The organism is Frankia sp. CeCAU1, assembly GCF_977971845.1.
Map to the genome: position 1 here is coordinate 6929 of NZ_CDWWXA010000034.1, position 12819 is coordinate 19747.

Annotated in this window: 10 protein-coding genes; 2 read left to right on the plus strand and 8 right to left on the minus strand. The window is 71.2% G+C overall.

Annotated elements, in window-relative coordinates; all coding sequences use genetic code 11:
- Positions 1-181: 181 nt before the first annotated feature.
- Positions 182-748, plus strand: coding sequence for a hypothetical protein (locus AC08OO_RS08800; RefSeq protein WP_476611431.1), 567 nt, complete (start codon positions 182-184; stop codon positions 746-748).
- Between the two features lie 27 nt (positions 749-775).
- On the opposite strand, the gene AC08OO_RS08805 is transcribed toward AC08OO_RS08800, so the two are convergent.
- The gene (locus AC08OO_RS08805) at positions 776-2881 is read right to left on the minus strand and encodes a hypothetical protein (RefSeq protein ID WP_476618404.1); all 2106 of its coding nucleotides are present in this window, start codon (positions 2879-2881) and stop codon (positions 776-778) included.
- Between the two features lie 236 nt (positions 2882-3117).
- The gene (locus AC08OO_RS08810; RefSeq protein ID WP_476609889.1) at positions 3118-3876 is read right to left on the minus strand and encodes a TetR/AcrR family transcriptional regulator; all 759 of its coding nucleotides are present in this window, start codon (positions 3874-3876) and stop codon (positions 3118-3120) included.
- A gap of 215 nt (positions 3877-4091) precedes the next feature.
- Here AC08OO_RS08810 and AC08OO_RS08815 point away from each other — a divergent pair, with 215 nt between their 5' ends.
- Positions 4092-5690, plus strand: a complete 1599-nt coding sequence (locus AC08OO_RS08815) for an MFS transporter (RefSeq protein ID WP_476609888.1) — start codon at positions 4092-4094, stop codon at positions 5688-5690.
- Positions 5691-5709: 19 nt separating this feature from the next.
- Here the strand turns inward: AC08OO_RS08815 and AC08OO_RS08820 are convergent, their stop codons facing one another.
- The 6 genes from AC08OO_RS08820 to AC08OO_RS08845 all read right to left on the minus strand — a co-directional run bounded on the left by AC08OO_RS08820 (position 5710) and on the right by AC08OO_RS08845 (position 12684).
- Positions 5710-6588: an acyl-CoA thioesterase gene (locus AC08OO_RS08820; protein WP_476609887.1), complete on the minus strand. Its 879-nt coding sequence runs from the start codon at positions 6586-6588 to the stop codon at positions 5710-5712.
- Between the two features lie 288 nt (positions 6589-6876).
- The gene (locus tag AC08OO_RS08825) at positions 6877-7281 is read right to left on the minus strand and encodes a VOC family protein (RefSeq protein WP_476609886.1); all 405 of its coding nucleotides are present in this window, start codon (positions 7279-7281) and stop codon (positions 6877-6879) included.
- A 162-nt stretch (positions 7282-7443) separates the two neighbouring features.
- The gene (locus tag AC08OO_RS08830) at positions 7444-8574 is read right to left on the minus strand and encodes a family 43 glycosylhydrolase (protein ID WP_476609885.1); all 1131 of its coding nucleotides are present in this window, start codon (positions 8572-8574) and stop codon (positions 7444-7446) included.
- Positions 8575-8646: 72 nt separating this feature from the next.
- Entirely contained in the window at positions 8647-10227 is a 1581-nt protein-coding gene (locus tag AC08OO_RS08835; protein ID WP_476609884.1) for a SulP family inorganic anion transporter, read from the minus strand.
- Between the two features lie 110 nt (positions 10228-10337).
- Positions 10338-11153: a DUF305 domain-containing protein gene (locus AC08OO_RS08840; RefSeq protein WP_476609883.1), complete on the minus strand. Its 816-nt coding sequence runs from the start codon at positions 11151-11153 to the stop codon at positions 10338-10340.
- Between the two features lie 40 nt (positions 11154-11193).
- Entirely contained in the window at positions 11194-12684 is a 1491-nt protein-coding gene (locus AC08OO_RS08845) for an FHA domain-containing protein (RefSeq protein ID WP_476609882.1), read from the minus strand.
- Positions 12685-12819 lie beyond the last annotated feature (135 nt).

The window sequence follows — 12819 nt, forward strand, 5'->3', positions numbered from 1 at the left end:
GGGTCGCTGCGGGTCGGAATGCGGTCGAATGCAGGAGCCAGGCGACCCCGCCACAGCCCCGTGACAGGCCCGATCCGGTGACGAACCGCCCTGGCCCCGGATCCCCTTGGGTACATTCGCCCGGTGTTCTCTCGACGCCGACCCTGGCCGTCGCGGTCCGCATCGGGCGCTGCATCGCGCGATGGTCACCGCTGTTTCCGTCGTCACCGCCGGACGGGGTGACAACGTCATGATCGTCATCGGGGTGACGGGTCACCGCGGGCTCTCCGGCGGGCAAGCCGAATACACGGCCGGCGAGATGCGCCGGGTGCTGGCGCCTCTCGCCGCGGCCGGGTTGACCGGGATCAGCTGCCTGGCCGAAGGAGCGGACACCATCTTCGCCGACGTGGTCCTCGAACTTGGGGGCCGGCTCATCGTCATGATACCCGCGGCCGGTTACCGGGACTTTCAACCCGCTGCGCATCGGCGCGACTACGACCGGCTGCTCGGCCGCGCCACCGAGATACGCAGCCAGGACCGGGCGAAGCCCGATCTGCCCAGCCTGATGTCGGCGAGCCGCCTTCTGGTCGACGCATCCGACCGGGTTCTCGCGGTGTGGGACGGTCTGCCGGCGCGTGGCTTCGGGGGGACGGCGGACGTCGTCTCCTATGCGCGCTGGCGACGCAAACCCCTCCAGATCATCTGGCCCGACGGTGCCGTACGGGCGGGGGCGACCTCCGTCGCCGGCTCGGGCGAACGACAGCGGTAACCGTCGGAGGTCGCCGCGGGGTCTGGGCTACCGCGGGGCCAACGTCACGACGTCCACCTGCACCGGGGCGAGACTCCTCCTGGCCGGAGCCGTCGTGGCCGGTGGCCGGGTCGTTGCCGGCCGGGTCGGGGGCTTGGTCGCCGTGGAGGTCACGGAAGCTGCGCTGGCGGTCGTTGCCGCGCGGGTGGTCCGGCCACCGGTGGTCGGGGTCCTGGCCTCGATCGGCCCGGCGGCCACTCCTGCCGCCGCTGCGGACGGCCTGGTCGGCACCGGCGGCGCGGCGGCGAGAACGGGCGGTGCCTGGTGCGCAGGCGGGGAGGCCGCCGACGCCGGGCCGCCGGAGGAGCGCCCGGGCGGCGCGGACCTGCCACCCGCCGCGAGGCGCAGGGTGTTCAGAGCGAAGTCCTCCGCCGCCAGGTCGTTCTGCTGTTCCTCTTCGGTCGGGCCGAGGACGGATCCGCCGCCGGGGGCGCTGGGCCCACCTGAGCCGGGTTCGTCCACGGCGGGCTCCTCCGTGGCGGGGCTGCCTGACGCGGCGGGCCGGGGGGCGGCTGGTGTCCGCACGGCCGGGCGGCCCTCGCGGGATCCGGACCGGCCGCTGCTCGGAGTGTCCACGGTGCCGCCGTCGTCCGGCTGTGACTCGTGCAACGGAGCACGCGCACCCGTGGTCACGTCGTCGGGCGAGGAGCTGAGCCCCGCAGCGGTGGCTGCGGCGGCCACCGCGGCCACCGCGGCCACCGCGAATGCGGCGACCGGGCGCATCCGGGACCGGCGAGCACGAACGAGCGGGTCCGCCGGCAGGCGTTCCACCCGTGGCTCGGCCGCCCGCCTCGCTGATGTGGATCTCACCGGTGCCGCTCGCCCGGAGTCCGCTCGCCCGGAATCCGGACGGGGGGAAGCCTCCCGGCGGTCCGGGGGCGGGCGCTCCGGCGGTGGCAGTGTCGGGGTCGGGGTCGGCGTCGGTGGCAGTGTCGGGAGCGGTGGCAGCGCCCGGGCGGCCATCGGGTCAGGGACACTCCCGGTGGGGCTCGGTGCCCGCCGACCGGTGCTGTGCCGCCCGCCCGTGGCCGTCCTGAGGGGAGCCTTTCCGGGGGGAGCCATCCGGGTCGGTGGTCGAGGATCGGTAGGCCCAGGCCGCGGATCCGCGCCTGTCGTCGCGGCGCCCGCCCGCCCGCCGTGAGCCGTGGCGACCTGTCGGCCACGGCCCCACGCCGCTCGGGTCGACCGCGGCTTCGATCCGGCGAGCAGCGCCAGCAGTTCGGTGGTATCGGGCAGAGAGGCCCCATCGGCCTGTCGCACACGGGCGAGCGCTCGCCGCACCCCCTCGCCGATGGGAGCCGTGTGCTCCGACCGGTCGGCGCGGCGTCGTCCGGCCCGGGCCGCGGGTTCGGCAGACCCGCTGGGCTTTCCCGTCGCGGCCAGATCGACGATCCCGGCCCACGCGACGATGTCGGCGGCGGGGCCCTCCCAGCCACCCGCCGCGGGACCGTAGCCATAGCCGGGCACATAGCCGGGGCTGCTGGGGGGAGGCCACAGGTGGCCGGAGCGCCCGGCGACGATGTGCGGCGTCCCGGGCGGCGCCGTCCCGCCGGCCGAGCCTGCCGCGGGGGACAGCAGCAGTGGCCGCAGGGCCGCCGCGACACCCAGGTCGACCAGCCGCGGCCCGGTAACGGAGAGCACGACATCCGTTGCCGTCAGGTCGCCGAGTGCGCCGACCGTGCGGTGCGCCGCATCGATGGTCTCCAACAGGGTCCGGGCAAGGCGGTCGATCTCGTCCGAGGACAGCGGTCCGCGTTCGGTGAGCTCGCGGGCCAGGGTCGGGCCCCCGACGAACTCCGTGACCATGTAGGGCCGCTCGGCGGCGGGCGCGGCGTCGAGCACGCCGCAGGTGTGTGCCCCGGCCAGCACGCGAGCGCGGTCGATCGCCGCCGCGAACCGGGCCCGCATGTCCGCGCGCAGGGCGTCGCCCGGGTGCAGCGCGCGGACCGCGACCTGCGCGCCTCCGACCGCACGGCTCAGATAGACGATGCCGGTGATGCCGGCGTCCAGCCGACCGAGCAGCTGGTAGGGCCCGAGTGAGGTGGGCTCGCCAACGGCGAGCGGCGCGACGTGACGAGGTAGCCGAGCGGTCATGGTGATAATGCCCCGAATGCGGCTCGTGGACGGTCAGCGGCGTTTATTCTCTCCGACGGTAGCTACTCCAGTCGTGTCCGTGAAGACCGCTACGCCTCCTTCTTTGCCCTTCTTCGCATCCGCAGCGAATTCGGCATCCGCCGTGACGTCGGCGGGCACCGGACACGAGCGCAGTGATCATCGTCGGCGGAACATCGCCCGGCTGTTCCCCGGTCGGCTACTTCCCGGCCGACCGATCATTGGTCGGTTGGCGGCTCCGGCGCGTACGCGACGGCGATCCCGTCGAGAAGCCATTTCAGCGCCTGCTCGAAGCGCGGCGCCGTGTAGCCGCAGCCGAGGGCGGCGATGGCGCGCAGCCGTGGGTACTCCTTCTCGGCGGTCTGTGCGTCCTCGGCGCTCTGCGCGCGGTTGAGGACCTGGGCGTCAAGGACATGGACGGAGAAAACCGGTTGCGCCGTCGGGACACCGGGGCGATTCTGGGCGTCGGCCGCCGGAGGCCGTCGGCGGTCGAAATCCTCTCGGTCGCCGAGTTCGCGCAGCGTGCAGCCGACCACCAGATCATTAAGCGAGTGGATGATGCGCAGCTGGTCCTGCGGATCATCGGTGATCTTCGAGGCGATGGTCAGGCACTGCTCGATGTGCCGCAGCTTGTTGGGACCGAAACCCCGGCGGATGCCGATCCGAAGGGCCCAGGGATGTTCCTGGAAGGACCGCCTCGCGCGCCGGGCGATCTGGGTGAGGCCGTCCCGCCAGTCCTCGGGAACCTCGTCCAGCAGATGCCCGGCCAGGAACGCGTCCCACATCAGGCCGGTCAGTTCGTCCTTGTCCCGGACGTGGTGGTAGAGCGTCATCGTCCCGACGCCCAGGTGTGCGGCGATCCGCCGCATCGACACCGCCGCGAGCCCCTCCGCGTCGGCGATCTCCATTGCGGCCAGGGCCAGCCGTTCACCGCTCAGGGGCGTCCGGCATCCCGGTGGGGTGGACACCCGTGCCATCGGCTTCCCCGGGGGCCGCCCCGGGGCCGCACTCGGCGGCGCCGCCATCGCCACTCACCTCCTGGCAGGACGCCTCCTGGCAGGAGGCACGGGCTGCCATTTTGGCGTTGGTACATCGTACGGCGTAGGGTTGGCCCAGCCTTCGTACGGTGTACGAAAGCTGGAGCTGTACGAAAGCTGGAGCTGTACGAAAGCTGGAGCTTGGAGGTATTCGGGTGAGGGCAGATTCGGACGAGGGTGGTTCGGGTGAGGGTGGTTCGGGTGAGGGCGGTGCCGTGGTCGGCAGGACCGCCGGTACCGGGGCGGGCGCCTCGCCGGAAGGTGGCGCACCGCCGGGCCTGCGGATTCCGGGCTGGGCCGTGCTGGCCGTCTGCTGCCTGGCCCAGTTCATGGTCGTTCTGGACATTTCGATCGTGAACGTCGCGCTGCCGTCGATGCAGACCGATCTCGGGATGACGGCGAGCGGCCTGCAGTGGGTGGTCAACGCCTATACGATCGCGTTCGCGGGTCTGCTGCTCTTCGGCGGCCGGGCGGCGGATCTGTTCGGTCGCCGCCGGGTGTTTGTGGCCGGGCTGGCGCTGTTCACCCTGGCGAGCCTCGGCGGTGGTTTTGCGCGGACCGAGGCGCAGCTCATCGTCGCCCGGGCCGTGCAGGGGTTGGGTGGGGCCGTGCTCGCCCCGGCGACGCTGACCCTGTTGATGACCTCCTTCGCCGAGGGGCGGGAGCGGACCCGGGCGTTGGGCGCGTGGGGCGCCACCGCGGCCAGCGGCGGGGCGCTTGGCGCGATCGTCGGCGGTGCGCTGACCGAGGTCGCGAACTGGCGGTGGGTGCTGTTCGTCAACGTGCCGATCGGCGTGGCGCTCCTCGTGGCCGCCCGGCTCGTGCTCGTCGAGTCGCGGGGCCAGCTGAGCCGGCTGCGTGATCTCGACATTCCCGGCACGGTGACCGTCACCGGGGGTCTGGTGCTGTCGGTCTACGTCATCGTCCGCACCGAGAGTTCCTCCTGGACGTCCCCGGTCACACTCGGGATGCTGGCTGGGGCGGTAGTGCTTCTTGCCGCGTTCGTGGCCGTCGAGGCCACGACCCCCGCCCCGCTGGTGCCGCTGAGCGTCTTCCGCTACCCCGGGCTCGCCGCGGCGAACTCGGTCGCCGCCTTCCTCGGCGCCGCTATGTTCACGATCTTCTTTTTCCTTACCCTCTTCCTCCAGCAGGTTCAGGGTTACAGCCCGCTGCGCGCCGGGGCGGCCATGCTCCCGATGCCGCTCATGATCATCGTTGCCTCGCGGATTGTCACCCGGATGATCGGGCGGCTCGGTCCGCGGCCGATCATCGTGTTCGGTCTCGCGAGCGGAACGGCGGGTCTGCTCTGGATGTCGACGATCACCCGGCACGGCTCGTACTGGGTGCACGTGTTCGGCCCGGTCCTGATCGTCGGGCTGGGGGTGGGGTCTATCATGGTCGCGATGGTCGCTGCGGCCACGGCGGGCGTGCCGATGCGCCTGGCGGGCCTCGCGTCGGGTCTGATCAACACCAGCCGTCAGATCGGCGCGGCGATCGGCCTCGCCGCGGTGTCGACGATCGCGACCAGGCATACCGACGGCCGCCTCAGGCACGGGGCCGCGCGGCTCGACGCGCTGGCCTCCGGCTACTCCCTCGGGCTGTTCATCGGCGGCTGCGTCCTCGCGGTCGGGATCCTGGCCGCGCTGCTGCTGCCCCGTGTCCGGCGGCCCGAGCCGGAGCCGCCCCTCGGCGCGACGGAGAAGACCGCGTCCGGGGCCTCGGATGACGAGGACCAGGCACTCGCGGAGATCTGATCCATCAGCCGTGCGGACATCAGATCGCGGATCCGCGCAGCAGCCCGACGAGCTCACTGCCCGCGCGTAGCTCCCCGTCCGGGCCGAAGACCTCGACGCGACTGATCGCCCGGCCGTGGCCCGCGTGCAGGGTACGCACCCGGAACAGATGCCAGTCCCGGACGTCCAGGTCGTCGTAGAAGGTCACATTTTGCGATAGGACAGCGACTGCCAGGCGCTTGGTGGGGGTCAGGCCGGTGACGGCCAGCAGGTCGGACAGCGGCAGCAACTCGCAGCTGTGTGCGATGAACGCCCTCCACAGGGACCGGTCCTCCGGCGCCTCGGGGATGCGCTGCCATTGGTCCAGCTGATGGGTGTCCGCTCGGGGAAGCACCCGAACTTCCCAGGGCATCATCGGACGGTCAAGGGGGCTGGCGTGCTGCGGGCCGAGGAAGTCGGACTCGGTGGAGCGCAGGCGCAGGAAGTCCGGCTCCGGGGAACGGAGCATCACGTCCGCCCGGCAGATCTGCAACGAGTCCTGCCGGAAGGTCAGGGCGAGGGAGTCGATCGACCGCCCGTGGGCCAGCCGCTCGACGTCGATCCAGACCGGTTGGCGGCAGTCGCCGGGGCGCATGAACACCGTCTGCAGGCTGTGCGTGATCTTGTTGGGGGTCATGCGCTCGGCGAGAACGATCTGCTGGCCGAGCAGCTGCGCCCCGAGGACGCCGCCGTGTGTGCTGGGCAGGCATCGGGCCGGCACCGGCGGAACATCCCCGCCGAGGTCGAGAACTGCCAGTAGTTCACTCAAAGTGCACTGGCCGGGCGCCGGCACCGCATCGACCTGATCCTGCGTGCTGGCCTGTTGCTTGGGGGCCTCGCCAGCTCGTGCATCCGTTGTCTCCACGGATTGTTTACCCACAGCGCACCCTTCCCGTGGACGCTCGCCAGGTGCGAATGCCCCGGACGCCCGCGCTGGACGTCCGCGCTGGACGTCCAGGTCGGGGGACCGCGACCGGTCGCTGCACTCTCTGGCGAACTGTCACACGTGGATCATGACTCCGCCCGGCGTGGAGCCTCGCGGCAAATATCGACCTGTTCGCCGCTGACCGCTGGCCGCAGTGGCGCACGCCACGTTCCATCGAGCCCATATGACCGATAAAAGGTGCTCCTTATCGGTCTGCTCGCCGATTTCGGACTGTTCCCGATCTCAGACTGCTCTGGAATCTGCTTCGAATCCCCCGTAGGGACGGGTGATGATCTCCATGCCGTGACCGGCCGGGTCCAGGAAGTACAACCCGCGTCCGCCGTCATTATGATTGATCTCGCCCGGGTGCCTGCGGTGCGGATCCGCATAGTAGGTGATCCCGGCCCGTTGGATCCGCTCGAACGCCGCGTCGAACTCCTCCTCGGAGATCAGGAACGCGTAGTGCTGCACAGTGATCGACCCAACCGGGGCGGTGGCGAAGTCCAAGGTGACACCGTTTGCGGTGACGACTGGGATGAACGGCCCCCACGCGGCGCCGACCTCGAGATCCAGGATATCCGCCAGAAACTCGGCCGATTCCCGGTTATTCCGGGCATGCACAATAGTATGATTCAGTTCGACTGGCATATGGAACTTCTCCGTAAGTCGCTTGGTCTGTAAGGCACTTTGTTCGTGAGTCGCTCTGTCGGCATCTCCATGGCCTCGTGGTCCTCGGTGGAGATACCGGGAATGCCCGGATCCGGAATGTCGTAGTCCGCGAAGACGACGGGGAGCCGGCCCATCAGCTGGTTATCCCACCCGGTCCTCGCCGTCTACCCGATCCTCGTGCTGCCGGCGGCGCTCGTGGGGCGGGTCACGCTCATCCGGATCAAGAACCCGTCCCCGGACGAGGGAATCGACGTGCAGCGTCACCGCGTCCCGGGTGACGTCGAGCGGAGCGACGACGAACCGACCGATCGGCAGGTAGGCGCCGTCGGGTCGGGAGTCCCAGCTGTGCAGCCCCACCCACCAGCGGTCCCGCGCGTCGGTGAAGGCATGGGCCCCGTTCGGTCCGAAGCCGACCTTTCCCCCGGTCAGCATCGGTTCGCCCGCCGGCAGGCAGGGCCCGAGCGGCCCTTTGCACGACGCGGTCGCCACCACCTGCCGTCCACCGAGCGGCGACGCGGCCGAATAGAGCAGATGGTGACGCCCGCGGGCTGAGATCATCGATGGTGCCGAGATCCGCCCCTGCTGCCAGGACAGGCTCGGGCGGAGCATGATGGCGGGTTCGCCGGTGAGCACGAGTCCGTCGGACCGCAGCCGCGCCGCCCACAGGGTGGGCGGCGCGCCGTGGTTCCGGTCCGAGCCGCCGCCCGCCCCGGGGCTCGCCCAGGCCAGGTAGGCGCGTCCGGCTTCGTCGACGAAGGGACTCGGATCCGAGCTGCCGCCGTCCGCGGTCTGGCAGATGAAGGGCGCGAGGGAGGTGTCGACGAACGGACCGTCGGCGGAGTCGGCGGTCGCCGCGGAGATACAGCGGACGCCGAGGCCACGCACGGCCGTCGCGTAGTACATGACGAACCCGTGGCCGAAGGCGCCGACGGCAGCCGGGCCGAGGCCGCCCGCGGGATCGGCCCAGGGCGGCAGGGCGCGCAGCGCGGCCGGCTCGATCGTCCAGCTCCGGCGGTCCCGGCTGGAGAGCACGTCAACGGTGCCGGGGGAGTCCGGGTCCACACCGAAGGCATAGGTTGTCCGGTTGCGGGTGATCAGGGACGGGGCTGGGAACTCGATCCCGGGGACGAGGACGGCCCGGGAACCCGGGCTCGGGCCGGACCTGGCAAGGTACAACCCGCCTAGGACGATGATGATGACGACCACGGCGGGCTGGCGCCGGGCGAAGTCGATCAGACCCTGAGTGAGCCCGGCGCCCTTCTCTCCGGCCATCCCGCCACCATCCTCAGGGCAATTATCTGAGTAAGCATCTAATGGCAGAGTGTATTCGCGGTCAGCTCGACCTCACCGGACGCGGGTGGGCGCCGGTTCGGTCGGTGCCGGTTCCACCTGCGCCGGCTCGGCGGACAGCTTGTGCAGCAGAGTGGCACTGCGGGCGTTCACCCCGACCAGGTTCACCTGCGTGCCGCGTTCGCGGTACTTCGCGCGCACGTCGTCGAGGGCGGTGACCGCCGCCGAGTCGAGAAGGTGGGCCTCCGAGAGGTCGATGACCACCCGTTCGGGGTCGCACGCGTAGTCGAAGGCGTTCACCAGATCACTGGTCGATGCGAAGAACAGCGTGCCCTGGACGACGTAGATCCTCTCCCGGCCCTCCGGGTCGAGCACGCTGGTCACCAGCGCCAGGTTCGCGGCCCGGCGGGTGAACAGCAACGCGGCCAGCATGACGCCCACCCCGACGCCGTAGGCGAGGTTGTGGGTGGGCACCACGACGGCGACGGTCGCCACCATGACCGCGGTCTCGCCGCGGGGCATCCGGCGCAGCGTCGAGGGCTGGATGCTGCGCCACTCGAAGGTCATGACCGACACCAGGATCATCACCGCGACCAGCGCCGACATCGGGATGACCCGTACGAGGTCGCGCAGCGGGACGACCAGCATGAGCAGGAAAGCGCCGGCGGCGAAGGTCGACAGCCGGCCCCGCCCGCCCGAGTTGACGTTCACCATCGTCTGGCCGATCATGGCGCAGCCGCCCATCCCGCCGAAGAACCCGTTGACGATGTTGGCGACACCCAGGCCCCAGGATTCGCGGTTCGGGTCATGCGTGGTGTCGGTCAACCGGTCCACGATCTGCGCGGTCAGCAGCGTCTCCACCAAGCCGACGGCGGTGAGCGCCACCACGTACGGGGCGATGATCCGCAGTGTCTCCCAGGTCAGCGGCACGTCAGGCACACCGGGGACGGGCAGTGAGCTCGGCAGCCGGCCCTCGTTGCCGACGGTAGGGACGGAGATGTCGAAACCGGCGGTGACGAGGGTGAGGACCGCCACCGCCACGAGCGGCGGCGGGACCGCTCTGGTCAGGCGGGGGAGAGCCAGCAGGATGGCGAGGCCCGCGGCGACGAGGGCGTAGACCTGCCACGACTTGCCGATCACGTGCGGCATCTGCGCGGTGAAGATGAGGATGGCCAGCGCGTTGACGAAGCCGATCATCGCGCTCCGCGGGACGAACCGCATCAACCGTGCCACCCGGAGCCGGCCGAGCACAAACATCAGCAGGCCCACCCCGATGGTCGTCGCCAGCAGGTAGTTCAGGCCGTGGTCGCGGACCAGGGGGGCTGCGACGAGGGCCATGGAGCCTGCCGCCGCCGAGATCATCGCCGGGCGTCCGCCGGTGAACGCGATGACCACCGAGATGGTGAACGACGCGAACAGACCGACCTTCGGATCGACCCCCGCCACCACGGAGAAGGAGATCGTCTCCGGGATCAGCGCGAGCGCGGTCACCAGGCCGGCGAGCAGTTCCACCCGGATGTGACGAACTCCCGGCCAGCGGCCGGTGCGGCGGCGGGAATACCAGGGGCCGCTGGGGGCCGTCCGGCGAACGGAGCCCCCGGCGTCGGCGGCCTCTCGGGCGGTTACATCAGGCATGACGGCGGCCTCCCCTGCCCTGCGACGAGGGGGCTGCCTTCCCCGAGTCCGGTTAGTCCCACTCGACTATACAAAGCCGGTTTCGTCGTGACAGTAGGCGGGTTCGCCGGTCAGGCCCGAGGCGCGCCGAGGCGTACCAGATCGCGCTGCATCTGGTCGATCTCCATCGACTGGGCGAGCACCATCGCCCTGGCCATCGCCCGTACCCGGTCCTCACCGGCGTGCATCGCCGCGTACTGGGCCATGGCCAGCCCCCCACGATGGTGGTGCACCATCAGGGTGAGGAAGAGGACGTCGAGGTCATGGCCCCGGATCGAGGCCAGCCGTTGCAGTTCGGCGGGGGTCGCCATACCCGGCATGCGCGCGGTGTCCCGCGGGTCGCTGGACGCGTCCTGCGCCGCACCCCCGGCCAGGCCCGGCAGGTCCATGCCGGGCCTGGCGGCGCCGTGACCGTCATGACCGTCATGACCGCCCGAGGCGCCGTTGACGGTGCGGGAGTCCCGCATCCACCGCATCGGTGTCCCGGAGGTGGACTGGGGCCGCCCCCATCCGGACAGCCATGAGGACATGATGCCGATCTCGCGTTGCTGGGTTAGCGCGATGTCCTGGGCCACGCTGCGGGTGTCCTGGTCACCGCCGTGACTGAACTCGATCATGGCCATCTGCACGGCCTGGGCGTGATGCTCGGACATGTCCCGGGCGAAGCCGACATCGACCGACCCCTCGTCCGGTGACCGGCTGGCGAGGTTGCCCAGCGCCGCGCCGGCCGCCAGCAGGCCGGCTACCACGGCGAGCACCATCGGCGTCCACCACAGCCGGCTTCGGGCCCAGCGGCGTCGCGGCCGCGCGTCACTCCCGCGCGCCGCATCGCCATCGCTGGCTGGCGGGTCGTTGCTGGCTGGCCGGTTGTCGTCCGTCGTCGTCATGAACCCCTCGGCTGGACGGGTGGGTTGCCCGGGCAGGTGGTCAAACGTGCAGGTGGGAGTTGAAGACGAACGTCCGCTTGCCCACCTGCACGCGGGTGCCGGGGATCAGGGGAGCCGGCTGGTGCGGGCTCAGCGGCGTCCACACGGTCGCCTCCGGCGGGGCGATGTAGGTGCCGTTCGCCGAACCCTGGTCGGTGATGACCGCGTCCCAACCGTTGAGGGTGATGACGGCATGCACCCGGGAGACGGCGCTCTCACCGTCCTCGACCGGCAGCGCCCGTGCCTTCCCGGCCCGGACCGCATCGTCGCGGTCCGGCTGGCGGCCGATCACCAGGTCCATGTCGACGTTCATGGTCTGGCCGTCGTCGAAGACGAGGACGCCGACGGGCGGCCGGGGACCCCAGACCGTGCGGGTGTTCTGCTGGGCGAGCGACAGGCCGCACTCGGAGCAGTACGGCGCCTGCGGGTGGTTGAAGTGGCCGTTGGCGCACAGCACACCCTCGACCTGAGGCTCGCCGCTGCTCGGCAGCATCGTCGGTGCCTCGTCGTCCTCGATGAGGTCGGAGACGGTGAAGCTCTGGCCCGGGAGCTGGGTCAGGGCGTCGTGCTCGTCGTCGGTGAGGTCGTCGCCCAGACCGTCGGAGAGGCCCTCGCGGTGGCCGACGGGCCCGGCGTGGCCGTGCCTGCCACCCAGATCGCTCCCGGCACGCGGGACCGAGTCACGCTGGGCCAGCTCGGTGGGCGGATCTTCGTCGAGCTCGTCGAGCTCGTCGAGGTCGGCCGCCTGCGTCGGTTCGGCGGCGGCGCGGCGCCGATGGGCCTCCTCCTCCTTGCTGAGCAGGGGGGCGAGCGCCGGCGGGGTGGTCGGCATCGGATCGGGGGCGCGGGTTCCCGGCGTGGGGATGGGCGCGGCGCCGGTCATCGGCTCCCGGACCGGATCGAATCCGGCGAGCAGCTGCTCGGCGGAGGCCTTCGGCGCGGGCAGCGACGGCGTGTCGCTGAGCAGCAGACTCACCCCGATCCCGGGCACGGCCCCGATGCGCAGGTCAAGCGGGAAACCGAGATCGCCGAGCCCGCCGGGGAAACCCGTCGGCCCGACCAGGCCGGTGGGGCCGACGTCGATCCGGCTGATCTCGGTGGGCAGTAGCCGGTCGACCCACGTGGCCGAGTCGACGCCGGAGAGCGTCACTCCGCAGCTGCCCGTCGCGACGACGTCCATCGCCCCGTGGACCAGCGCGGCGACCCGGTCATTGACCGTGGTCAGCAGGCTGAAGTCGGGCACCCGATCCGGATCGGCATCGGCCAGCAGCCCCGCGACCCGACGTACCAGCCGGCGACCCATGGTCGACGCGGTGGCGCCCACCTCGGCAGCGACCTCGGCGCACAGCGCCAGCAGCCTGGTGGTCGTCTCGGCCGTCTCCGCCGGGCCGGCACAGGCGACGATGAGTGCGCCGGGCAGCCGGACGACCACTCCCGTCCGATCTCCGCGCCCGGATTCCACGACCACCCGGAAACGGTCCAGTCCCGCCATGACCTCGCCCCTCGTATCCCGCACCCCGGAGGATCCCGACCTTGAAGGATCCCGCATTCCGAACATCGGTGCCGATCTTCAGGCTATCGGCTCCGGTGCGTGTCCTCGCCGCCTATCCTGCCGTGCCGCGCCGGC